The 21,140-nt window shown below is 34.3% G+C and carries 25 protein-coding genes, 3 tRNA genes and 1 pseudogene; 6 read left to right on the forward strand and 23 right to left on the reverse strand.

The annotated features are described in order from the left end of the window. Positions 1 to 65 precede the first annotated feature (65 nt). The 3 genes from ACEN2H_RS14240 to ACEN2H_RS14250 all read right to left on the reverse strand — a co-directional run bounded on the left by ACEN2H_RS14240 (position 66) and on the right by ACEN2H_RS14250 (position 373). A tRNA-Leu gene (locus ACEN2H_RS14240) sits at positions 66 to 148 on the reverse strand. Between the two features lie 41 nt (positions 149 to 189). Further along, positions 190 to 262 (reverse strand) — tRNA-Lys (locus ACEN2H_RS14245). A gap of 38 nt (positions 263 to 300) precedes the next feature. Then, positions 301 to 373: transfer RNA gene (locus ACEN2H_RS14250), tRNA-Lys, on the reverse strand. A gap of 126 nt (positions 374 to 499) precedes the next feature. Here ACEN2H_RS14250 and ACEN2H_RS14255 point away from each other — a divergent pair. Then, positions 500 to 1,018 (forward strand): shikimate kinase, encoded by a 519-nt coding sequence (locus ACEN2H_RS14255; RefSeq protein WP_441733482.1) that lies wholly within the window; start codon positions 500 to 502, stop codon positions 1,016 to 1,018. Here ACEN2H_RS14255 and ACEN2H_RS14260 read toward each other — a convergent pair. Together ACEN2H_RS14260 and ACEN2H_RS14265 are read right to left on the reverse strand one after the other, a co-directional pair. Then, positions 1,010 to 1,510 (reverse strand): phosphoribosyltransferase domain-containing protein, encoded by a 501-nt coding sequence (locus ACEN2H_RS14260; protein ID WP_441733484.1) that lies wholly within the window; start codon positions 1,508 to 1,510, stop codon positions 1,010 to 1,012. The genes ACEN2H_RS14255 and ACEN2H_RS14260 overlap by 9 nt on opposite strands. A 33-nt stretch (positions 1,511 to 1,543) precedes the next feature. Continuing rightward, the gene (locus ACEN2H_RS14265; protein ID WP_441733486.1) at positions 1,544 to 1,936 is read right to left on the reverse strand and encodes an RNA-binding S4 domain-containing protein; all 393 of its coding nucleotides are present in this window, start codon (positions 1,934 to 1,936) and stop codon (positions 1,544 to 1,546) included. 78 nt (positions 1,937 to 2,014) lie between these two features. On the opposite strand from ACEN2H_RS14265, the gene ACEN2H_RS14270 reads away from it, so the two are divergent. Then, a complete protein-coding gene (locus ACEN2H_RS14270) occupies positions 2,015 to 2,992 on the forward strand; it encodes an FKBP-type peptidyl-prolyl cis-trans isomerase (protein WP_441733488.1) in 978 nt (325 codons plus the stop codon). Positions 2,993 to 3,065: 73 nt separating this feature from the next. On the opposite strand, the gene ACEN2H_RS14275 is transcribed toward ACEN2H_RS14270, so the two are convergent. After that, the gene (locus ACEN2H_RS14275; protein ID WP_441733490.1) at positions 3,066 to 4,019 is read right to left on the reverse strand and encodes a transketolase family protein; all 954 of its coding nucleotides are present in this window, start codon (positions 4,017 to 4,019) and stop codon (positions 3,066 to 3,068) included. A gap of 35 nt (positions 4,020 to 4,054) precedes the next feature. Then, positions 4,055 to 4,903 carry a transketolase gene (locus ACEN2H_RS14280; RefSeq protein ID WP_441733492.1) on the reverse strand — a complete coding sequence of 283 codons (849 nt, stop codon included), beginning with the start codon at positions 4,901 to 4,903 and terminating at the stop codon, positions 4,055 to 4,057. A 206-nt stretch (positions 4,904 to 5,109) separates the two neighbouring features. Between ACEN2H_RS14280 and ACEN2H_RS14285 the strand changes: the two genes are divergently transcribed. Both ACEN2H_RS14285 and ACEN2H_RS14290 read left to right on the forward strand, forming a co-directional pair. After that, on the forward strand, positions 5,110 to 5,691 hold the full coding sequence (locus tag ACEN2H_RS14285) for a Crp/Fnr family transcriptional regulator (protein WP_441733494.1): 582 nt from the start codon (positions 5,110 to 5,112) through the stop codon (positions 5,689 to 5,691). 89 nt (positions 5,692 to 5,780) lie between these two features. Continuing rightward, the gene (locus ACEN2H_RS14290; RefSeq protein ID WP_441733496.1) at positions 5,781 to 6,296 is read left to right on the forward strand and encodes a hypothetical protein; all 516 of its coding nucleotides are present in this window, start codon (positions 5,781 to 5,783) and stop codon (positions 6,294 to 6,296) included. A gap of 288 nt (positions 6,297 to 6,584) precedes the next feature. Here ACEN2H_RS14290 and ACEN2H_RS14295 read toward each other — a convergent pair whose 3' ends face one another. The 11 genes from ACEN2H_RS14295 to ACEN2H_RS14345 form a co-directional block, all read right to left on the reverse strand. Further along, positions 6,585 to 6,833, reverse strand: coding sequence for a hypothetical protein (locus tag ACEN2H_RS14295; protein WP_441733497.1), 249 nt, complete (start codon positions 6,831 to 6,833; stop codon positions 6,585 to 6,587). After that, positions 6,833 to 7,144, reverse strand: coding sequence for a rhodanese-like domain-containing protein (locus ACEN2H_RS14300; RefSeq protein ID WP_441733499.1), 312 nt, complete (start codon positions 7,142 to 7,144; stop codon positions 6,833 to 6,835). Before ACEN2H_RS14300 ends, ACEN2H_RS14295 begins: the two co-directional genes overlap by 1 nt. A 1-nt stretch (position 7,145) precedes the next feature. After that, complete coding sequence (locus ACEN2H_RS14305; protein ID WP_441733501.1) at positions 7,146 to 7,433, reverse strand: rhodanese-like domain-containing protein; 288 nt, start codon at positions 7,431 to 7,433, stop codon at positions 7,146 to 7,148. Between the two features lie 1,032 nt (positions 7,434 to 8,465). After that, positions 8,466 to 10,004 (reverse strand): hypothetical protein, encoded by a 1,539-nt coding sequence (locus ACEN2H_RS14310; RefSeq protein WP_441733503.1) that lies wholly within the window; start codon positions 10,002 to 10,004, stop codon positions 8,466 to 8,468. Between the two features lie 12 nt (positions 10,005 to 10,016). Then, positions 10,017 to 10,574, reverse strand: coding sequence for a hypothetical protein (locus ACEN2H_RS14315; RefSeq protein ID WP_441733504.1), 558 nt, complete (start codon positions 10,572 to 10,574; stop codon positions 10,017 to 10,019). A gap of 398 nt (positions 10,575 to 10,972) precedes the next feature. Further along, positions 10,973 to 11,548: a YciE/YciF ferroxidase family protein gene (locus tag ACEN2H_RS14320; protein WP_441733506.1), complete on the reverse strand. Its 576-nt coding sequence runs from the start codon at positions 11,546 to 11,548 to the stop codon at positions 10,973 to 10,975. Positions 11,549 to 12,002: 454 nt separating this feature from the next. Further along, a complete protein-coding gene (locus ACEN2H_RS14325; protein ID WP_441733508.1) occupies positions 12,003 to 12,413 on the reverse strand; it encodes a DUF1003 domain-containing protein in 411 nt (136 codons plus the stop codon). A 19-nt stretch (positions 12,414 to 12,432) separates the two neighbouring features. Then, the gene (locus ACEN2H_RS14330) at positions 12,433 to 13,068 is read right to left on the reverse strand and encodes a COG4705 family protein (protein ID WP_441733510.1); all 636 of its coding nucleotides are present in this window, start codon (positions 13,066 to 13,068) and stop codon (positions 12,433 to 12,435) included. Continuing rightward, a complete protein-coding gene (locus ACEN2H_RS14335; RefSeq protein ID WP_441733512.1) occupies positions 12,998 to 13,180 on the reverse strand; it encodes a hypothetical protein in 183 nt (60 codons plus the stop codon). The genes ACEN2H_RS14330 and ACEN2H_RS14335 overlap by 71 nt, the downstream gene beginning before the upstream one ends. Before the next feature lie 243 nt (positions 13,181 to 13,423). After that, positions 13,424 to 13,999 carry an RBBP9/YdeN family alpha/beta hydrolase gene (locus tag ACEN2H_RS14340; RefSeq protein WP_441733514.1) on the reverse strand — a complete coding sequence of 192 codons (576 nt, stop codon included), beginning with the start codon at positions 13,997 to 13,999 and terminating at the stop codon, positions 13,424 to 13,426. A 73-nt stretch (positions 14,000 to 14,072) separates the two neighbouring features. Then, a complete protein-coding gene (locus tag ACEN2H_RS14345) occupies positions 14,073 to 14,852 on the reverse strand; it encodes a CHAD domain-containing protein (protein WP_441733516.1) in 780 nt (259 codons plus the stop codon). A 240-nt stretch (positions 14,853 to 15,092) separates the two neighbouring features. On the opposite strand from ACEN2H_RS14345, the gene ACEN2H_RS14350 reads away from it, so the two are divergent. Continuing rightward, a complete protein-coding gene (locus ACEN2H_RS14350) occupies positions 15,093 to 15,917 on the forward strand; it encodes an alpha/beta hydrolase (protein ID WP_441733518.1) in 825 nt (274 codons plus the stop codon). A gap of 352 nt (positions 15,918 to 16,269) precedes the next feature. Next, positions 16,270 to 16,734, forward strand: a complete 465-nt coding sequence (locus ACEN2H_RS14355) for a hypothetical protein (RefSeq protein ID WP_441733520.1) — start codon at positions 16,270 to 16,272, stop codon at positions 16,732 to 16,734. Between the two features lie 289 nt (positions 16,735 to 17,023). Here the strand turns inward: ACEN2H_RS14355 and ACEN2H_RS14360 are convergent. The 5 genes and pseudogenes from ACEN2H_RS14360 to mnmH form a co-directional block, all read right to left on the reverse strand. Next, positions 17,024 to 17,221, reverse strand: a pseudogene (locus ACEN2H_RS14360) (chromate transporter); the annotation flags it as partial. Then, positions 17,211 to 17,642 carry a DoxX family protein gene (locus ACEN2H_RS14365; protein ID WP_441733522.1) on the reverse strand — a complete coding sequence of 144 codons (432 nt, stop codon included), beginning with the start codon at positions 17,640 to 17,642 and terminating at the stop codon, positions 17,211 to 17,213. The pseudogene ACEN2H_RS14360 and the gene ACEN2H_RS14365, both read right to left, overlap by 11 nt. Before the next feature lie 6 nt (positions 17,643 to 17,648). Continuing rightward, complete coding sequence (locus ACEN2H_RS14370; RefSeq protein ID WP_441733524.1) at positions 17,649 to 18,128, reverse strand: hypothetical protein; 480 nt, start codon at positions 18,126 to 18,128, stop codon at positions 17,649 to 17,651. 834 nt (positions 18,129 to 18,962) lie between these two features. Beyond that, positions 18,963 to 19,997 (reverse strand): selenide, water dikinase SelD, encoded by a 1,035-nt coding sequence (gene selD, locus ACEN2H_RS14375; RefSeq protein ID WP_441733526.1) that lies wholly within the window; start codon positions 19,995 to 19,997, stop codon positions 18,963 to 18,965. 6 nt (positions 19,998 to 20,003) lie between these two features. Continuing rightward, the gene (gene mnmH, locus ACEN2H_RS14380; protein WP_441733528.1) at positions 20,004 to 21,026 is read right to left on the reverse strand and encodes a tRNA 2-selenouridine(34) synthase MnmH; all 1,023 of its coding nucleotides are present in this window, start codon (positions 21,024 to 21,026) and stop codon (positions 20,004 to 20,006) included. Between the last annotated feature and the right edge of the window lie 114 nt (positions 21,027 to 21,140).

Raw genomic sequence — 21,140 nt, forward strand, 5'->3', positions numbered from 1 at the left:
TTCTAAAATTGTTTAGCAAATGTTTAGCAAAAACCTTGTAAGCACCTTTAAACAGGTAATTAAAGTGACCACGATGGGATTCGAACCCACAAGCCCTTGCGAGCACCAGCCCCTCAAGCTGGCAAGTCTACCGTTTCTCCACGTGGCCTTAATAAAAAAAGGTCAAGTAATAAATTACTCGACCTTTAGTGACCCGACTGGGGCTCGAACCCAGGACCCCATCATTAAAAGTGATGTGCTCTACCAACTGAGCTATCGAGTCGATGCTTCAAGGAAATTATGTGTTGATCACTTAAATTGTGACCCGACTGGGGCTCGAACCCAGGACCCCATCATTAAAAGTGATGTGCTCTACCAACTGAGCTATCGAGTCATATTCTTCCCTTGAATGCGGGTGCAAAGATAAGGACTTTATTTGATGTTTTCCAAGCAATTTTATTATAAATTTGTCTTTTTTAAACAATAAATCTTAACGCCTTAATTTATAAGGTTTTATTCTATGAGAAAAATTATATTATTAGGTTATATGGGGTGCGGCAAGTCGACGGTTGCCAAAACGCTGTCGAAAAATACGGGTATTCCCTTCGTGGATTTGGATCAATATATCGAGCAGAAAACAAAGTTAACTATTAATGCTATTTTTGAACAGCGGGGTGAAATCTACTTTCGGAACTTGGAGCATCTAGCATTTGTTGAATTGCTGAATTCTCCAGACCGATTGATTATTGGACTTGGTGGTGGAACACCTTGTTATGCCAATAATCATGAATTATTGATAGGGGAAAACATATCGTCTATCTATCTAAAGGCTTCTATCGAGACATTATTTAACAGACTGTCTTTAAATAAAAGTAAAAGACCCTTAATTGCTGAAAAAAGTGAAGAGGAATTAAAGGAGTTCATAGCGATGCATCTTTTCGAAAGAAGCTTTTATTACAATCAGGCCCAGTATAAAGTTTCTGTAGATGATAAAACAATAGACGAGACCGTTGTAGATATTGTAGCTGTTTTAGCTTAAATAGGCATAGCTATTTCCGTCTTCATCGAAAACCACCTGAACGTGTTCTAAAATGGATGTGGAAAGAGAGATTCCTTTGAAATCTGCTTTTACCGGATATTTCTTGTGATTGCGATCTACTAGGACTGCAGTTTTGAATTTTTTCAAGGGAACGTCTAGGAAATGTCTTATGGCATATATTAAGGTAGTACCTGAGTTAAGAACATCGTCAACAAGAATTAAACCTTTATTTGCATATTGCTCTTTTAACAAGGAGGTTTGTAGAGGTAATTCGGGATTTTGTTTGTTTATTTTAACTTCACAAAGGGAGACTTCTAGTGGAGAGATCTTTTTTAGTTCTTGTGCAATTTTTTCTGCAAAAACGAAGCCGTTTATGGCAATTCCAGCAAGAACGACTTCCTTTTCATCTACAAAGGTTTCGTAGATCTGGTAAGCAATTCTTCTTGTTTTGTGTTCAATTTCTTGATTTGTCAGGATGATATTTTTGCTCATTATTATTTAATGTTTCAAGTTTAATGTTTCAAATTATTCTAAATCGTCGTTCTCTGATTTGATGTCATTTCCAAATTCGTCGATGTCTCTTCTGTCTTTTTTGGTTGGTCTTCCAGTTCCATTTTTTCGATAGTGTTCTTTCGATAATTTTAATAATTCTAAATGCTGGTATACATCAGCTGGGGTGTCGTTTCGCCTATACATATCAACTAATTTCGCTCCCACACGATTATCAGGTACGTCCAATACAGTAATGATTTGTGTAATTTGGTCCTTTCTGAATGTGATTTTATCGGTGGCAAAAACCTCCTTTGAGGGCTTCGCAACTAGGCCATTTACGGTAACATGGTTTTTTTTGCATGCCTCTGTTACCATACTCCTTGTCTTGTAATATCGGACACACCATAAAAATTTATCTATTCTCATAAAAATTCTAAAATCAGAGTTAAATAGTTTACAAGAATCAATCAATATTGTATCTTGCGCACTTAAAAATCAGCTATAATGAACAAATTTAAGTTTTATTTTATTTTATCAATTACAACACTGTCTTTATTTTCATGTTCAAAAAATAATGATCCAGCCGAAGTTACTCCGCCGAGAGATTTTGCAGTACAATACGCTACAGATATCACAGATATTGAAGAATATTTAAAAACTTACTATATTACGGTTGTAGACAATTCTGGCTTTGTTGATGATCAAGATGTAACCATTACTAAAATCCCTGAAGGAGGGACTCAAAAATCGATTTGGGATCAAACTAATTATGAACTTAAAAGTAGAGAGGTTAGTTTACATGATATTACTTATAAAGTTTACTATTTAGTACTAAGAGAAGGTACAGGTGTTGCACCTTGTAATGTTGATGGAGTGTTGGCATCCTATAAAGGAGATTATCTAGCACAATCGGTAGTGTCTGATGTAACATCATTGACTGTAACAACCTTTGAAGAGACAAAGTACCCACAACAAATGTTAAGCTTGTTTAGTACCATAAAAGGTTGGAGTGAAATTTTCCCACAGTTCAAGACTGGTACTTCAAAATCAAACGACGCTGATGGAACGGTAACTCACAAGGATTTTGGCGCTGGAGTAATGTTTCTTCCTTCTGGGTTGGGCTATTATTCTTCGGGAAATGCAAGCATTCCAGCTTATGCTCCTTTAGTTTTTAGTTTTAAATTATATGCGCTTCAACGATTGGATCAAGATAACGATGGAATTCCTTCTTATCAAGAAGATATCAATGGGGATGGCTATATGAGTACTTTAGCAGCTGGTGTAATAAATCCTGATGATACTGATGGCGACGGAATTCCTAATTTTCTAGATGTTGATGATGATGGCGATGGTTATGGTACCAGATCAGAAATAACGAATGCTAATGGCGCTATAATACCTTTTGCAGATATTCCAAGCTGTGATGGTAATACTACCAATTCAGCAAGAGTAAAGAAACATTTAGACAAAAACTGTCATTAATAAAAATCGGCTTTAAATATAAAATCCCATTCGCAAAGCGAATGGGATTTTTTTTTGATCAAAAAGGAGAATATTATTTTCTTTTAATAACTCTTTCTACTGCTTCAACAATCGCTTGATTATTTAATTTGTATTTTTCCATTAATTGTTCAGGTGTTCCAGACTCACCAAAACTGTCATTAACAGCAACAAACTCTTGTGGAGCAGGGTGGTTCAATGCTAAAACTCTTGAAATGCTTTCGCCAAGACCTCCAAGGATGTTGTGCTCTTCAGCGGTAACAATACATTTTGTTTTAGCTAATGATTTTAGAATCGCTTCTTCGTCCAGTGGTTTGATTGTATGAATGTTGATTACTTCTGCAGAAATTCCTTTTGCTTCCAGAGCTTCAGCAGCGATTAACGCTTCCCAAACTAAGTGTCCTGTAGCAATTATGGTGACATCAGTACCTTCGCTAAGCATAATCGCTTTTCCTATTACGAAAGGCTCGTCAGCAGGTGTAAAGTTTGCAACAACTGGACGTCCAAAACGCAGGTAAGCTGGACCGTGATGATCAGCAAGTGCTAATGTAGCCGCTTTAGTTTGATTGTAATCACAAGTGTTGATTACTGTCATTCCTGGCAACATTTTCATTAATCCAATATCTTCAAGGATTTGATGTGTTGCTCCATCTTCTCCTAATGTTAATCCAGCGTGTGAAGCACAAATTTTTACATTTTTGTCAGAGTAAGCAACTGATTGACGAATTTGGTCATATACTCTTCCTGTAGAAAAGTTAGCAAAAGTTCCTGTGAAAGGAATTTTTCCACCAATGGTTAACCCTGCCGCAATTCCAATCATGTTTGCTTCAGCAATTCCAATTTGGAAAAAACGCTCTGGGTGATTTTTCTTGAAATCATCAAATTTTAAGGATCCAATTAAATCAGCACAAAGTGCCACTACATTTTCATTCTTTTGACCTAATTCAGTCATTCCCGCTCCAAAACCCGAACGAGTATCTTTACTTCCTGTATTTGTATATTTTTTCATTTTATGCTGAATTTATTTCAGTATCTTTTTACTTATTAGTAATCACCTAAGGTTTCTGGATTTTGAGCAAATGCAGCTTCTAATTGTGCATCATTAGGCGCTTTACCATGCCAAGCATGAGTATGCATCATGAAATCAACCCCATTACCCATTTCTGTATGTAATAATACACAAACTGGTTTTCCTTTTCCTGTTCTTGATTTTGCGTCAGTCATTCCTGCAATGATCGCTTCGATATTGTTACCTTCTTTTATTTCAAGAACATCCCAATCAAAAGCTTCAAATTTTGCACGGATACTTCCCATTGGTAAAACTTCGTCCGTTGAACCGTCAATTTGTTTTCCGTTAAGGTCAATAGTAGCAATAAGATTATCTACTTTTTTTGCAGATGCATACATGATCGCTTCCCAGTTTTGACCTTCCTGTAATTCTCCATCACCGTGAAGGGTGTAAATTAAATGATTGTCATTGTTTAGTTTCTTAGCTTGAGCTGCTCCAATTCCTACGGATAAACCTTGTCCAAGTGAACCGGATGCAATTCTAACTCCCGGTAAATTATCGTGAGTCGTAGGGTGCCCTTGTAATCTTGAATTGATAAGACGGAAAGTCGCTAATTCAGAAACTGGAAAATAACCGCTTCTTGCTAAAACGCTATAAAAAACTGGAGATATGTGACCGTTTGAAAGAAAGAAAAGATCTTCTCCAATTCCGTCCAAATCAAAACCTTCTTTGCGTTCCATTAGGTTTTGGTATAAGGTTACCAGAAATTCAGTGCAACCAAGAGAACCTCCTGGGTGACCAGAGTTTACGGCATGTACCATTCGAAGAATGTCTCGTCGGACTTGGATAGTTAAATCGTTTAATTGTTGTGTGTTAGGCTTCATTTTGTGTGTAAAAGTTAAACTGCTGCAAATGTAATTTTTATTTTGGCGTAAGACAAATGATTTCTGGAATAGTTATTTTTGGTTTTTATATGAAAAATCGTTTAAAACAATAGAAAATAGGTTAGATGAGAGCAGATTTAGTATAAAAGTGCATCATTTTCATCGCCACTATATTTAAATGATTCAGTAATTATTATCTTTCGCAAATGTATGAACAATTAGCAAAAAGTATTGGCGAAAAAGTCGCGTTAACCACTGAAGAGTTTGAACTGTGTAAAACATTTTTTATCCCAAAGAAAATAAGAAAAAAACAAACATTATTACTTGAAGGAGATGTATGTACTTACAATGCTTTTATTGAAAAAGGAGTTTTACGCTCTTATACTATCGACGAGAAGGGGAATGAGCATATTGTTCAATTTGCTTTTGAAGGTTGGTGGATTACTGATCTGTCCAGTTTCTTAACGGGAGCAAATTCAACCTATACCATAGAAGCAATTGAAGATTCAGAATTATTATTGTTAACATCTTCAGCTAGAGAAGAGTTAATGGTTCAGTTGCCTGCTTTTGAGCGATATCAAAGGCTTTTGTTGCAAAATGCGTACATCGCATTGCAAGCGAGGGTCAATTCGGCTTTAAATTTGACAGGCGAGGAAAAATACCTGAGGTTAACTACTTCTTATCCCGACATTATAGCTCGGGTGCCACAACATATGATGGCATCTTACCTTGGTTTGACACCTGAGACAATAAGTCGTATTAGAAAGCAAATTACGTTGCGTAAATAAACTTGATTTAGATCAATGCCTTTTCTTATTCTAACTCAATGTAGCTATCACGCCTCTTGACGTATCTTTGTATTATAAAATAGGAAACAATGGAAAACGTAAAAACAATTGCCGTGATTGGTGCTGCTGACAAAAGAAACTTCGCTGTGCTTAGAGAGCTTTCTGAGCGATACCAAATGTTATTATTTGATAAAAACCCAAAGGCGCTCGCAGATATCTACGACTCACTTTTGGCAAACAATCACAATAGCAATATCGAAAAAATGTCTTGCGCTACTGACGCGAGTTGGGAAGCAGATATCATCATTCTTTCGGGCTTTTGCATTAACGATGAAGAAGTTGTTCGAAAGGTAAAAAAAGTAGCAACAGCAAAGATTATCATTATAATGGAAAATGACGATGAGTTTACAAAATCTATAAATAGCAAAGTTAGCTTTGATCTTATTTTTCCTCATTCCAAAATTGTAGAGATCATAAACCTTAATGAGGACGAAAGAGCCGAGAAGGAATTTCTTTTGGAAGGTCACGATTCCTTTGCTTTAGATCGAGTTTCAAGTATTTTTGAGAGAATGGGTTTCAGTACGTATGTATCACAGTTAAATTAATAAAAACAGACGATAAACAATATCAGTAATTCAATTTTATTACGTCCTTTGAATACTCCTGACCTAAGCACTTTGTATACTTTTACCGCTAAGGGATACAATGACTATCCTAAAATGGAGGTCTAATTAAGCTGACGAAAAAGTTAATTTGTTAGTAGGCTTGCAGCTTTATCATTACTTGATGCCAATGATGCAATAATGGTATTATTTCAATATTAAGGCTCACAGTTTTATAATTAAAAAGCCCCAATTGGGGCTTTTTATCTGGGTCAATGCTTTTCAATACTATTATTTGGATGTTATTTCTTCATATTCTGCGTCTGGATTTGTATAGCTATTGTTTTTGTTTTTTGGGATAGCGCAAGCATTCGCCGCACAACAACTGTTATTTGTAACGACCTGATACAATAGGAAAGCGGCTAGAAGACCAGAGAGTATACTCTGGGTTTCAAAAGCCTGCATACCTATATACACTCCCAATCCAAGACGAACAAAACGCATTAAATTCCAGTCAATTAATAAAGCTTGTACGTTCATTATATTTTGCTTTGTAGGCTAGTCCAGCTTCCTCCATTATATACTTGTGTAAAACCATTTGATTTTAAAACACTTTTTGCTGATGCGCTTCGCATACCTGAGGCACAACAAGTGATAACTGCAGTCTCTTTTTTTATTTTCGAAATGTGTTTTGACAAATCGTTTAGTGGAGCGTTTATAGCTCCCTTGATATGTCCTTGTTTGTACTCGCTAGGGCTACGCACATCGAGTATTAGTGCTCCCTGTTTTACCAGTGTCGCGTAATCCACCTTAGGTCCGATGCCAAATAGTTTTTTCAGTGTATTTATCATTTTACTTTGTTGCTTGAGATTTATAATAATTAACGTCTAACCAACCACCACCATTGTAGCATTCAATACCATGTTGAGAGAGAAAATGCTGGGCTTGACCGCTTCTGTTGCCAGATGCGCAACAAAGTATTAATGGTGCTTTTAGCTTTTTTAACTCTTCGATTCGTTCAGGAATTTCATTTAATGCGATGTTTATTGATCCCACGACATTTCCTCCCATGAATTCAGCATGTGTACGCACATCTACTATAGTTCCTTGGTTTTCTTTGATTATTTCTTCGATACTCATTTTATTTTTTTTAAATTTTAGTTGTATTTAAAAATAGTGATTTCATTACATAATTATTTGATCTTGAATTATAGTGAAACCCATTTTGTACTACAAAAGTAGCACATCTAAAATGGTTTCACAGTAACATTTGTTACACAAGATTGTTTGTGGGGGGAACTATATTTTTTCATGTTTCTTCTATGTTAATGTACATTGATTTTATTAGCTTAAAAGGGTTTTTAGTCAACCAATAGCCAACCAATATTTATGATTAGCTTTTCAACAGATTAATTTTATTGTAATACATTACTTTAAAACACCCTTTTAGGGTATCATATAGCACGATTAAGAGAAATACTATCTTTCTTCGAACGTATTATTAAGATAGGACATGTACTAACAAAAACTTTTATAAAAAAAAAGCTACTGCTCAATGAGCTGTCCCCTCGATTGAAAGCATTGCTTTAATCTAAAACATTTTTCACATACCTCAAATTAAAGTAAAGACCTTTACCATCTAAATTACAAAACTGATTAAAGAGTTGTATTAAATATTCCCAAATGGTAAATGAAACTTTTAATGACCTATTAAGCAATATTGTGGGCATGAAGGGTGGTTAGTTGACTTAATAGCTACAGATAGCAACAGCAATCATTCGATTCTACATGTTAAATTTAAAAAGTTTTAATACCATCATTTAAAGATCTAGTTGATACAAATAAGTTAATTTAATTTATGCAGGAAGATAACATAAAAAAACTGTTATAGAAATACCGATAACGTAATTTCAACTCTTGATGGGAGTTGTTTAAAAAATCATTATCTTTGTGTATGGGGAAAAAATTCGGCGTTTCGTTTTCTTGGAAAAGAGCTTCTGGTATTTCGGGATTAAAAAACAAAATTTCTAGACAAACTGGTTTTCCAATGACAAAAACAGGTTTTAATAACAAATTAGGAAGAAGTATTATGAATTTTTTTTTAAAATAGTATATACTTCTAATAATAAATTAAACTTTAACGCTTATCAGTAAAGCTATCGATTATTTATGTTATAAATCTTTAAGGATTTTTTCTAAGTCAGAAATTTCCTTTTTTAAGTTTATATTTTTACTCACATTAGTAACTGAAGTTTTTCCCTTTGTGCCGGCCTTTTTTCCATTAATTATATCCGCTATTTCTTTAGCATCGTCAACTTTTTTTATATCATCTGGAGGGGAAAATTGCTTCTTGCTAAAATGATTGATTTTTAACTGAAGCTTATCGTGAAACTTAGATAGTTCTTGAATCTTTGATTTAAATGGATTCAACTTTTCTTCTTTACCAAACCACCTAATATTTTTTGAGATTTCATTAATCTCTTGCCTTTTGAACAATTTAATGCACTCACCAGGTATTATATTATCAAATTTCAATTCAGCAAACTCACCTCTGTCAATGTAAAGGCTATATTCCCATTTTACAATATTTGTGCCTGTTTTACCATCAACAGCATCTATTCCAACACTAACAGTTATATCTTTTATTTTATTTGATGTATTAAAAGCATAACTAACATACAACAAAGATAAACTTGGGACCAAATTATGCGCTACACTCTCCCGATTAGCATTAGTTAAAGCTCGGACTGAATATCCACTTTTTATTGAATTTATTTGCTGACCTGAAGGTAGAGGGAAATAATCTTCATTATAAACAAGAAATAAATTTATCTTACCGTCAGTTATACTTATTCCATACTTAAAATTATTAGACGGAGAATCATAGAAATTACTATTGAGGTCTTTAACTTGCTTTTGCAACTCTGTTCCTAAATTATCACATGAATCAAATTTGATTGGTAAATCTAAACCAAATAAGGATTCAAAACCATCTTCGGTTACAGAACTAAAACCCTTATCAATTGAATTTTTAAGAATCCTAACCTTTTCTATATAATCATTTATTTCAAACTCAATATTTTTAGACTCTTTAACTCTATTGTTATTGTCTTGTATTAGTTTCTCCGATGCCTTTTTATTAAAATTTTCAATTTCATTTTTATACTGCGCAATTGAAATTTTATAATCCTCTTTACGCTTTTCTTCCTTTAGTGTTACAATTTTGAAGTTCTTGGCTGCATCATCTACAAAAACTAAATATTCTTTCTTGGTTTTACCAAAAAGATTACCAAAAAAAGAGCCGTAATTTGATTCATAAGAATTATAACTCATGTTTTTGTTCTTATTCAGTTCTTCGAGAGATTTATTTGGAACAAAATTTTTGGAATCTATTGCAGCTACTAAAGGAGTATAGGTAAGATCGCCAGGGTATTTAAAATTACTTGAAATGGTGTTGGGAAATATTAATTGGTTTTTAGCAGAAACATTATTTATTAGACCATCTCTAGTTAAGTTTGATAGATTGAGCAATAGGTCATCAAACAGTTCGGTAATTAAACTAGTACGTTTTTTATTAAGAGTTTCTAATTTTTCTAATTTTTCTCTTTCTTCTCCTCTGCGTACAGCAGTTTTAGCCCTACTGGCTGCGGCAAGTTGTTCTTTCTCTTCTTCTCTTTTTCTCCTTTCCCAAGGCGTTAATTTTTTCCCCATAGTAGTTACGATTTAATATTTATATAAGTCATCATTGAGATTAATGTTTTTTGGCTTATCTCTTTTTATTACAGTTTTTGTTGCCCTAGTATTTGGCAAACTTGTATTTTGTTTTCTTACTTTGTTGTGAGGTGAGTCAATAATATTCTCCTGCAATACATCTGTAAAATTTATTAATCCATTTTGAAAACTATTTAATAGCAGTAGTAAAATTTGTCTTACACCCCCAAAGGCTAGTACCATAATTAAAATAAGTAGAAAAAATGATGTTGACCAGAATCCCCATTTTACTTTCACTATCTCCTCAAACAAATAGTACGTAAAAGTCACTTCAAAAATCAGCAATAATATCGCTGTTCCTATTAAAATTAATAAACGATTTAATTTACCTAATGAAACAATGCTTCCAATAAATGAACCTAGAAAATTGGACAAATAAAAGTTTACAATTAGAATCAAAAATGTATAGTCATTATCTAATGCTCCAGGATAAATCTCTTCAATACCTATCCCACCAAAGACGGAAAATAGTGTTAGAAAAAGCCAAACTAATATAAAAAGTGCCAACATAATTTAAAATTTCAAAGTATTTTTTTTTAACCTATTCTCTATTTTTAAATCAAACTATACTTAGTAAAAACGGACTTTGTACATCTAAAAACTAAAGTGTACTTTTACCAAGAGTATTTTTAGTTACTGATTCAAAGATAATTTTTTTTTTGATTTGTTGTTAATTTTATGTTTAGTACTCATTTCTTCGATTAATAATTGTAATTTCCTTCAATATTTTTTTTCTTCTTAACATCATTTAACTTCTTCCTAAATAAACATCTGCGGGTGTTAAGTTATTTAATGATGTACCAAGTATTAAATCGAAAAAAGACTAATCTCATTTGACAATATAGCTTTTACATAAAAAGAAAGCCTGCATGGCGCAGGCTTTCTAGCAAATTTTAGTTACAATAAATTTAAAATCTAGGATTTATAATACTATCTGCTTTAAATGCTTTCGGATTGATGGAAGTAATCGCAATTCCAGTTAACGCCGCGTCCGCTTTTTTTTCTTGCTCTAAAGATATAGCAAGTAGGTTGGCCGCTTTGGTTTCTCCAAGTGTTTTTGCAAAGGCATGTAAAGTCCCGTAAGTTGCAATTTCATAGTGTTTCGCCTTTTGTTCTGATGCAATAATACTGGCATCGCGAACTACGCCCACATCCGTTTTGCTGATCAGAGCGTCACTTTCTTTTAAGATTCCCTCCATAGCATCGCATTTTTTTGCAGATGGCTTAATACCTGTTACTTCAAATATTTTTTCCAATCGGGAAACATGTTCGTTTGTTTCTGTCAAGTGGTTTTTTAAAGTTTTTACCAATTCTGGAGTTGATGCGTTTTTCATCATTTTGGGTAAATTTAGACTCCTTATTTGTTCAGCATAATAAATGTCTTTTAACCCAACTTCAAATAAATCTCTCAATCCGTGTGCTGCATTTACTTTTCCTTTTGGTGTTGCTTTTGAAGCTTCTTGTTTTCTACTTGTAGGTGCCATAATAATTTGTTTTTAAATGTTAAATATTTTTTAGTAACTCAATGATAATTAAGACCTTTTAATAGTCTCAGCAATTTTTTTTATTAAACTTTTATATTCATACGCAGTAATTTTACTGTTTATATCTAATCTAAAGTTATAGAAATTATTTTATAAACAATTGATAATTAGTTAAATAACTCAAAAAATGACTGATTTAACTAATATTAAATAGGAGGTTTCTTTATATTTTTTTTTAGGTCTATTTAAAATGATTTGACGTATTGAGTTTTGACAAAATCAGGAAGCAATAAACTGGAAAAATCTGCTTTAATTAAAAAGAAAGTTTGAATTGTGAGTTAGTTTTTAACGCAGAAATCTCGATCGGCCCTAAAGTAAAAGGGATAATCGAGATTTTTTAGTATCTAAAAGCCTCAAATGCGCTTGATAAAACCACTATTTTTTCAGTTGAGCTCTATTTCTCCATTTGTTCAAGCATTTTAATTATTTTATCCAGCTTATGTATTTCAATATTATTCAGTTTCGTCGCCAATTCTTCTATTTCTAGCTTTGCTTCTAGGTTAGTTTGATAATCTGCTTGCGCGTGAACTCTATCCCTTTGATTTTGTCTGTTTTGGGACATCATAATAATCGGTGCTGCATAAGCAGCTTGGGTAGAGAAGACCAGATTTAGTAATATAAAAGGGTAGACATCCCAATGTTGAATAAGAGCCATTGTATTTAAGCCCATCCACAGTACGACCAAAACGGTTTGTATGATTATAAAACGCCAAGACCCCATACTATTCGCAACTGCATCTGCGAGACGATTCCCAAATTCTAATGTTTCATGATGTTTTTCATGCCAATTTTTTCTGTTTATCATTTTACTTTATTTAAGGTTGTTATTTAATACGGTTGTTCTTGAGGATATTCCTATGAGATAGTATAATAAGTAGTATCATTAAAATTAATGATACTGTAGAAGCACTTAAAGTTCCTAGGTCCAAGCCTCCCTTAGCAAAAGGCTTTGTTAAAAAATCACCGAAAGTGTCACCAAAAGGGCGGCTGAAGATGAAGGCTACCCAAAAAAGGATAATGTGATTGATCTTAGTCGCATAATGCAATAAAACAACAGTGAGTATTATACCAGCGGTAACGAATGCACCACTCAAGTAGCTCAGACCAACAACATCACTCAAGTAATCCCCAAAAGCAGTGCCTAAGCTATTTGAAAAAAGGATAGCTATCCAGTAATAAATTTCCTTATTTCGATCTGTAATTGGATATACTTTTAAATTTTTGAACTTTCTGTACCAAAGCAGTAAAATCAGCACTAAGCAAGAAAACAGCAACAGACTCCCAACAGTATATCCTAATTGTAAAGTTCTATCAATGAAATCTGAGATTTCAGTTCCCAAAGTGGTAGTAGCGATAATAACCAACCAATAGAACACGGGTATGTGTTTTTCAGCAGTCAACTGAATAGCTAGGACAAGCAGAAAGAAAACAAGAGTTACCAATAGGCCTATTTTTCCCAAGGTTTAGTGTTTGGGCTACATAGTCTCCTAGAGTTTCTCCTAAGGTTGTTGCAACAATTTTCATCAGCCAAAACAGTAAGCTCACTTTAGCTACTTTATTTATTTTTTCCATTAGGTATTTTATATACTTTCAAGATGCTAGCTTGCGTATTCAGTGATAGGGTTAACCAGCGTCCAATTAGTAAATATAGTTTAAACTTAGGTTCGTTAAATTAATTTTTAATTAAGAATATTTCTCGTGATAGAGCAGTTAAGTAGATTTTTCTGTGTCCTGTGTCTATTTTGCTAGAGTTCAAAAAAATCGTTGTCTAGGGTCAATTAAGTTGGCATTTGTTCGAAAGACTGATTGAATGCATTAATTGGACAATTTCTCTGCTTCAATTATAGTCAGTAAGGACTCTAGAATGCCCTGTCCTTCCTTCCAATACTCCAATTGTGAGTCCGAGTTGAGATGACCTTTTGGGCCAATGTTAATGAAAGCGCTTCCCCATTGTTCGGCTAGAAACTGGGCTCTTTTTACCGAAATATAAGGGTCGTTTGAGCTCGTTACCACTATAGAGGGATAATCTAATTCTGCTAGTGGAATAGGAGAGAAGTTCCAAGTCTCTTCAGGAGTATGACTGCGGGAGTCCACATCTGCTGGGGCGACAAGTAAAGCGCCAGCTATTTTTTGAGTATTGTTAGTTGTTGACCAATGCGCTACTAAGGATGCCGCCAGACTGTGTGCTACAATGATAATTTTGCCGTCAATAGCTGCAATTGCTTCGTTGAGCTTGTTTAACCAATCTGATAAAATAGGTCGATCCCAGTCGTTTTGAATTACTTTTCGAGAGTTTTCATATTTAGTCAGCCAATAGTTCTGCCAGTGTTCCTTTCCCGAGTCCCCCAATCCGGGAACGATTAAAAGAGTGTGCTTTATGCTAGTATTCATTTTTATATCATTTATTGTGTTGTACTTCTGGTAGCATTAGAAAATATTTTGAATGAGTAGAAATGTAATTTTTTTATTCGAATTCGAGAATAGCCAATTTTATTTTATCCAAAAATACATTGTTTTGGGCAGCTATTTTTATTTTTAAGGATTCAAGTGCAGTAATTTCTTCCGTATTAATTTTAGCTTCGTCAATCGTTTTTTGTATTTGTATAATTGTAATTACGCCATCATTCCAGTTGCCTAGTAATTCAGTCAATTTCTTTTTTTTTGGAGTTTTTTGGTTTTTATTTTTCACAAGTAAGTTCATCTCATTGTAATAATAGACTTTCAGTAACTTACGTAGTTCATGTAGCTGTTCAGTTTGTAAATTGGGTTGACTAAGAAAAATTTTTATTTCTCCCATCTTTTTTATCAGGTAGCCATTTACTTTTTCACGGTCAATTTCGGATAAGAAGGGAATGCTTTTTTTGTATTGATTTTTTAGTTGTTTGGTAGTTTTGTGGTTTAGCAAAGAAAAAAAAATTTTTTTTTCTTTGAATTGTTGCCTGCATAAATTGGAATGGTACTCTAAAAGTAAATTGTATTCTGGGTACTTTTTTAAAGTGGCTTCTTCGATTTGAAGATCCCGCACTTTCCCTGCCTGGTTAAAAATACTTTTAAATGGTTTTATCAGTTTTTTTCTTCTAAATTTTTTAGAGGAAAACTCGATCAAATCAAAGAGGGCGTTTAGTTTTTTTAGTTCAATACGAAGTTGATGAAAAGTGCTGGGGGTATATTTTTTCTCGGACTTTTCTAATAACGAAAGAAGAGCTTTTTTTCGAGTTACAAAATATGTTGTGAGTGCTTTCATCAATTTAAATTCATTCTTTTACTTAAAAGATCATCTTTTCTTGGAGCATTTTCCAAATATAATACTTCTCAAAACTATTCGGGTAAAAAGCGGTCCTAGTCATTAAAGCATTTTCTGGCACTATCAAATTTAACAAATTATAGGAAGGAAACCTAGAAATTCAATCGGTCACTGAATTCTCGTATTTTACAAAGATTCAAAGGCGACAGTTATTTTAAAAATCATATATTAGTAAAAAAAATGCGTTTTATCTTTGTCATATTTGTATTGTTATTAGCGAGCTGCAGCTCCAAAAAGTTTAAGGATGTTTCTTATTTGCGTGGTTCCAATAGTGAAATGGCGAATAGTCCGAAAATGAATGTATTTGTTCCCAGAAATTCTATGGCAAAGCAAAGCCCAGTTTTGATTTTTGTGCATGGCGGAAATTGGAACAGCGGACGGAAAGGAACTTATGATTTGTTAGGTAGGAATTTCGCGAAAAAGGGTGTGGTTACTATTATTCCAGACTATATTTTAAGTCCAAATGCGGATTATGATGGCATGACTCAACAGATCGCAGCTGTTATTCAATGGGCAAAAGACAGTGTTAGAAAATATAAAGGAAATCCAAATGAAATTTTTATAACAGGTCATTCTGCGGGAGGTCAATTAGGTGCTTTGGCTGTGATGAACCCAAAATACGGGATTGACGCCTCTAGTATTTCAGGAATTATCTTCAATGATGCAGCAGGCCTCGATATGAAACGCTATCTGATGGAAAATCCACCAACAGTAGTGGATAACTATTTAACTACTTGGACAAAAAACCCAGACAATTGGCAGCAAGCATCCCCCATTTATTTCATAAATAAAGATACGCCTCCCTTTTTAATTTATATAGGTGATAAAACCTATGCGTCAATAAAAACGGGAAATAGTAATTTTATAGCAGCCTTGCATCCTTTTCAACCTGATGTAACACCGATTCATTTAAACAAAAAACATGTACCTATGGTAACACAGTATTTCTGGCCATGGAGTAATCGTTTTGATGAGGTTATTAAATTCATGAAAACTAATAGATAATGACTTTTTGCTTCTAGTCGGATTCAGTTCTCTTGTGCGAATGTGATTTGATTTATAAACAGCTAGTAATCTCTTTTATAATTATCTGCAGCCATAGCTTTGCAGCATAAAAACGAAAAGGACCAGAAACGACAAGCAGGGTTTCTGGTCTTTTTATATTTTTATCAGTTGGTGATAGTTTTCACAGTTCTAGTGGTAAATGAAAGAATGGTTCTTCTTAGATAAATAATTTTCTTATTGTTTAATTCAAAACAAAAAACTTTTTTTTGAGGGTGGGGTAAACTACTTTATAGTTGTCTTACTATTGAATTGGGTACTACAAACGATCTACACTATCATTGAAAATTAAATTATGAAAACAAGAAAAACCATATTGGCGATATTATTCATTGGGACGTTAGCATCCTTAAATGCACAAGAAGCCAAAAGTGAAACTGAAGTAAAAACGAATGAAGAAAAACGGTCTTATTACGAGCAAAGGGGCGCCGAAGACGCGAATTACGAGCTTGAATTTAAAGCCAAAAGCAAAAGAGGTGAAGAATCGTTTTGGAACGACCAAGAAAACTACGAAAGAGAGTTGAAGGAAGATAATAGACGCGCCTACCGTGCTTACATGCAAGGGAAAAAAGATGCTTATGCGGAGCACCATGATGATTGTAATGGCCATCACTACCATAGTGATTCATTTTATCAACATGCGGGATTTTATTATTACGAATACGATCGTCGCAGTTACGAAAGACGTCCTAGCAGAGGCTCCTCCGTTAATCCACAAATAGGAGTATCAGCGCCAAGTGTGCGACTAGGACTTTTTTAAAAAGTTAGGATTGGTAATAAAAAACCGCTCTATTTAATAAAGAAAGAGCGGTTTTATTATACGGTCGAGGCTTGGATCATGATTTTGTTCAATGAAAAACTTTGCTTTCCACTGTAAAAGATTTGCCTGTTTTGTATATAGAATAACGACTAACTCTTCATACAGAAGGTTCAAAATAATCATAGTGAGGAAATGATTGTGATGAACGTAGTAATCAGATCCAGTTTGTCTATTGTTTTATTTTCTAATCGTTGCGGGCATAGTTTGCAAAACTGCGCTAACGATTGTGTATTTCTGCGCGATCGATTCCGGGAATTAAATTAGTCGCGCCAATTAAGTCGAGGAAATATTGTTCAGTCAGCCATTTTCTTTTAGTAACAACTTCGTCTTGCATCATAGCAATATATGCAGCGGGACCACCAAAACCAATAATACCAAGTTTTAGGAATATTTTGGCTATGTCCTGTAAAGCTTCTTTATTTTCCACTAGTCATTATTTTTTTGTCTATCGACCAAAAGCCACCGCCTTTGATTAGCAAAAAAACACTCCCTAAAATCATGGCCCAATCTGTTCTGCTCCCATGAAGCAATTCCCAAAAACCTTTTTCTAAAAAGACTTCTGATTTAGTCGTAGCAAAAGCAACAAGCATAACAATAATTAAAGGAATACTAGACAATCGTGTAAGTAAACCAAATAGAATTAGCATCCCGCAAAGTATTTCAACTGTACCGACAAAACTCCCCAAAAAATCAGGAGAAGGCAAACCTATTTTCTCAAATCGTCCTGCACCACGAATGGCAGGAAATAAAAACTTTTGGATTCCTTCAGAAAAAAAAACAGCTCCAACAATGAATCGGATTATGATTGTAGTTTTTGAATCGTCTGTTTGAATTATTTTTTTTAACATATGTCTTTAATTTCTAATTGGTGATTGTCTTTCGGTTGGGATTTTAACACTAAAAAATGGCACTTTCTCCATTGCGTGGCAATTGTTACAGTTGATAGTCATTGTTTGAAAGCTTTTATTGAATATTACGGTATCTTTTTTCTCTAATGATTTTCTCATTTTAGGCAAAACATATGTCAAAAAGTGTTCAGCAGATTTGGCTCTTTTTGGTCTTCGTTCTAATCCGCTTTCAATTGCTGTTTTTATCTTTCCTAATTGATAATCTGCGTATTCCCAATTTTGGTCTTGTCCTGCCCAATATAATTCTTGGTAACGGTAGCCTGTTTCAAACATTGCTTTGTCAAAACCACGAAATTGTTTTTCTATAATCTTGATCTGTTCCTGATCTGTTCCTTTTATCCATTCGCCTTGTGCAGTTTTTTGGTCAGCCTTTTGATTACAGGAAAAAAGTGTAAGAGTTAGTGTAATAATAAATGCTTGTTTCATTTGATGTTGTTTTATTGTTTGCGTAGTCGCCAATAGGGCGATACATAACCTAAGTTCTCTAAAATCGTGGGTATAAAAAGCTAAAAAAAATCTCTGAGAAGTCTATAATTGAGATTTTTCAAAAGGGAGTAGTTCAATAGCTAAAACTCAAAATAAGGTTTTATACATGTTGACGTCCCGCGACTACTTTGGGTTGAGGGCTAAATTAAGCCCTATTTTCGGATTTAGCAAGTATTATTAAATACAAAAGTAGCTTTTCATTAAGCCAAATACTCAAATCCGTTGCAGATGTTGTGTCTGTCTTACAAGCATTTTAATTTATAAAAAATAATAAAATTTTATCCAGAAGGTACAACTTTCTTTTCAGTACGTTGTTAAGTTGTATTGAGTCGGTTTGCTATAAAATAAGTATTCCATATAAATAAGCGGTCAACACCATTGCTCAATAGCTGTGATACTGCATCTAATATTGGCTATTACAAAGCTTATCATGCTAATACTCCTTTTTTTGCGTCAAGGATAGAAGCGGTATCTCCCGTTTTAGAAAAACAAGGCTTTTTCAGCCTTAGTTTTTCTTATCGGGAATAAAGCGAATAGCCTGACCGCAGCTTTTGCTCAGGGGACGCCCAAATAACTTTTAGATTAAAAGCGGTTTTGAACGTGACCAGAAAAAGATATAGTGTACAGCTGGAACTAGCGCAAATAAAAAAACCAGGCCGAAACCTGGTTTTGAGTTATAACTTTTTGCCCTGACTAACAATTTAATGCTGTTTTTGGACTTTAAGACGATAAAGAGCTAAGAGATTTTATCCTTAGGCCCCTTTTTTTTTACTTTTATTTAATATATACTAGCGATTCTGACTTTTCTATTAGTTCTCCTATTGGTTCTGCGTAAAGTCCCTTACTTTTTAGAATTGCTTCCACTTTTTGGGCAGCCTCTTTTTTGACAGCGATCAATAGTCCGCCACTAGTTTGTGGATCACATAAGATATGTCTTTGCTTTTCATCTTCAATGTTAAGTTTGCTACCGTAACTGTCCCAGTTTCTTAGTGTACCACCAGGGACGCACTTTTTATCGATATAGTCATGAATCTCTTTGAAAACAGGCACTTTGCTATAATTGACAATAGCAGACACATTGCTTCCTTCACAAACTTCTAGTAAATGGCCCATGAGTCCAAATCCTGTTACATCGGTTAAGGCGGTTACTTCTTCCATTTCTGATAGCTCTAATCCAACATCATTTAAAATGATCATCGAATTAGCAGCAATGTCTTTATGTTCGTCTTCTAAAAGGCCCTTCTTTTGCGCCGTAGCTAAAATTCCAACACCCAAAGGTTTTGTTAGATATAGGACACTTCCGGATTCTGCTTTATCATTACGTTTTAAGTTAGAGATTACAACTGAGCCTGTAACTGCTAGTCCAAAAATAGGTTCTGGATTATCAATACTATGACCACCAGCAATTATTATTCCTGCATCAGCGCAGGCTTTTCTGCCGCCTTCCATTACTTGAGCAGCCACTTCAGGGGCTAATTTATCAATGGGCCATCCCAGTATTGCAATCGCCATTAATGGTTTTCCACCCATAGCATATACATCGCTTAAAGCATTAGTAGCTGCAATCCTTCCAAAAGTGAAAGGGTCATCTACGATGGGCAAGAAAAAATCGGTAGTACTTATAATTCCCGTTCCATTTCCCATATCGTATACCGCAGCATCATCTCTAGTATCGTTACCAACTAAGAGACGGGCATCTGCCATTTTTGGGCTGTTGGATTCTAATATTGTAGTTAAGACTTTTGGTGATAATTTGCATCCGCAACCTGCACCGTGACTAAAACTTGTCAGTTTTATAGCTTCGTTCATTTTTATTTAATTGAGTAAGTTTATTAAAAAACCAGCCGTTTCCTCAGGATTGACGGTAGGAGTTTTAAATTCTAGAATTCTAGAATTTTCGCGTTTTTGTAATCCCTTTAAATAGTATTTATCATAATATAAAAGGGTAATCTCTACTACTTTATCATAATTCCTCTTTTCAAGCTCTTCCTGAGCAAATTTGGCATTATCGTATCCCAGCCTTTTAGTAATTCGACTAATAGCATCGGCTAATTTATCAGGACTAAGACTTGCGTAAGTGCTAACAAGGTGTTTTGTTCTTTCCTCCAGAGGAACGTCTAAAAAATAGATTGGCATCTCTCTCATTGCAGTATAAAGTGCATCAGGAATAGCTACTTGGCCAATCAATCTACTTTCGTCCTCAACCCATATGGGTAGAGTAGGGTTTAAGCTCTGAACTATGGTAAACAGATTGTTTTGAAATTGCTCCGTTGTTGGCTGTGGCGGAAGGTCTATCCCACCAAAAGCCGAACCTCTATGATTAGCCAATCCTTCCAAATCAATTACCTGTTGTCCTTTCTTTTTTAAAGAATGTAGTATCTCCGTCTTACCAGTGCCGGTATATCCTCCTAGAACTTTAAGATTAAAGGGTTGCTCAAAAAATTGTAGCACATAATTGCGGAAAGCTTTGTAGCCTTTTTCAATGACATAAACCTTTTCAAAACCATTCTCGATAAGATGATCAGCAAAAGCATTACTTCTCATTCCCCCACGCCAACAATGTATAGCAACCTCTTTGTTAGCTGCAATGGCGACAGATTTAGTTATAAAATCATTTAGTTTGGGCTTTACATACTCAAACCCAATTTCAATGGCTCTTTCTTTTGATTCTTTTTTGTAGGCAGTGCCCACTACTGCCCGTTCTTCATCAGTAAATAATTCAAGATTAGTAGCATTTGGAATATGTCCTTTAGCAAATTCTCCAGGCGACCTCACATCAATAAGTGGGATATGCTCTAAATTTTTAAAGTAGAAGTCTACGGAAATGATTTGTTTCATTACAAAGTTTATATAATGCTTCAAAGATAGACTTATTATAGAAGGCAAGCTTCTATTTTTATATAAGAAAACCTTTTATTTTATGAGGAGTATCAGAAGAATCAGAAGTAAATA

The sequence above is a fragment of the Flavobacterium sp. W22_SRS_FP1 genome, from assembly GCF_052113685.1.
Taxonomy (GTDB): Bacteria; Bacteroidota; Bacteroidia; order Flavobacteriales; family Flavobacteriaceae; genus Flavobacterium.

What these genes read in the sequence shown, in the direction of transcription:
- ACEN2H_RS14255 (WP_441733482.1), top strand. Translation starts at nt 500, where the DNA reads ATGAGAAAAATTATATTATTAGGTTATATGGGGTGCGGCAAGTCGACG.
- ACEN2H_RS14260 (WP_441733484.1), bottom strand. Translation starts at nt 1,510, where the DNA reads ATGAGCAAAAATATCATCCTGACAAATCAAGAAATTGAACACAAAACA.
- ACEN2H_RS14265 (WP_441733486.1), bottom strand. Translation starts at nt 1,936, where the DNA reads ATGAGAATAGATAAATTTTTATGGTGTGTCCGATATTACAAGACAAGG.
- ACEN2H_RS14270 (WP_441733488.1), top strand. Translation starts at nt 2,015, where the DNA reads ATGAACAAATTTAAGTTTTATTTTATTTTATCAATTACAACACTGTCT.
- ACEN2H_RS14275 (WP_441733490.1), bottom strand. Translation starts at nt 4,019, where the DNA reads ATGAAAAAATATACAAATACAGGAAGTAAAGATACTCGTTCGGGTTTT.
- ACEN2H_RS14280 (WP_441733492.1), bottom strand. Translation starts at nt 4,903, where the DNA reads ATGAAGCCTAACACACAACAATTAAACGATTTAACTATCCAAGTCCGA.
- ACEN2H_RS14285 (WP_441733494.1), top strand. Translation starts at nt 5,110, where the DNA reads ATGTATGAACAATTAGCAAAAAGTATTGGCGAAAAAGTCGCGTTAACC.
- ACEN2H_RS14290 (WP_441733496.1), top strand. Translation starts at nt 5,781, where the DNA reads ATGGAAAACGTAAAAACAATTGCCGTGATTGGTGCTGCTGACAAAAGA.
- ACEN2H_RS14295 (WP_441733497.1), bottom strand. Translation starts at nt 6,833, where the DNA reads ATGAACGTACAAGCTTTATTAATTGACTGGAATTTAATGCGTTTTGTT.
- ACEN2H_RS14300 (WP_441733499.1), bottom strand. Translation starts at nt 7,144, where the DNA reads ATGATAAATACACTGAAAAAACTATTTGGCATCGGACCTAAGGTGGAT.
- ACEN2H_RS14305 (WP_441733501.1), bottom strand. Translation starts at nt 7,433, where the DNA reads ATGAGTATCGAAGAAATAATCAAAGAAAACCAAGGAACTATAGTAGAT.
- ACEN2H_RS14310 (WP_441733503.1), bottom strand. Translation starts at nt 10,004, where the DNA reads ATGGGGAAAAAATTAACGCCTTGGGAAAGGAGAAAAAGAGAAGAAGAG.
- ACEN2H_RS14315 (WP_441733504.1), bottom strand. Translation starts at nt 10,574, where the DNA reads ATGTTGGCACTTTTTATATTAGTTTGGCTTTTTCTAACACTATTTTCC.
- ACEN2H_RS14320 (WP_441733506.1), bottom strand. Translation starts at nt 11,548, where the DNA reads ATGGCACCTACAAGTAGAAAACAAGAAGCTTCAAAAGCAACACCAAAA.
- ACEN2H_RS14325 (WP_441733508.1), bottom strand. Translation starts at nt 12,413, where the DNA reads ATGATAAACAGAAAAAATTGGCATGAAAAACATCATGAAACATTAGAA.
- ACEN2H_RS14335 (WP_441733512.1), bottom strand. Translation starts at nt 13,180, where the DNA reads ATGGAAAAAATAAATAAAGTAGCTAAAGTGAGCTTACTGTTTTGGCTG.
- ACEN2H_RS14340 (WP_441733514.1), bottom strand. Translation starts at nt 13,999, where the DNA reads ATGAATACTAGCATAAAGCACACTCTTTTAATCGTTCCCGGATTGGGG.
- ACEN2H_RS14345 (WP_441733516.1), bottom strand. Translation starts at nt 14,852, where the DNA reads ATGAAAGCACTCACAACATATTTTGTAACTCGAAAAAAAGCTCTTCTT.
- ACEN2H_RS14350 (WP_441733518.1), top strand. Translation starts at nt 15,093, where the DNA reads ATGCGTTTTATCTTTGTCATATTTGTATTGTTATTAGCGAGCTGCAGC.
- ACEN2H_RS14355 (WP_441733520.1), top strand. Translation starts at nt 16,270, where the DNA reads ATGAAAACAAGAAAAACCATATTGGCGATATTATTCATTGGGACGTTA.
- ACEN2H_RS14365 (WP_441733522.1), bottom strand. Translation starts at nt 17,642, where the DNA reads ATGTTAAAAAAAATAATTCAAACAGACGATTCAAAAACTACAATCATA.
- ACEN2H_RS14370 (WP_441733524.1), bottom strand. Translation starts at nt 18,128, where the DNA reads ATGAAACAAGCATTTATTATTACACTAACTCTTACACTTTTTTCCTGT.
- selD (WP_441733526.1), bottom strand. Translation starts at nt 19,997, where the DNA reads ATGAACGAAGCTATAAAACTGACAAGTTTTAGTCACGGTGCAGGTTGC.
- mnmH (WP_441733528.1), bottom strand. Translation starts at nt 21,026, where the DNA reads ATGAAACAAATCATTTCCGTAGACTTCTACTTTAAAAATTTAGAGCAT.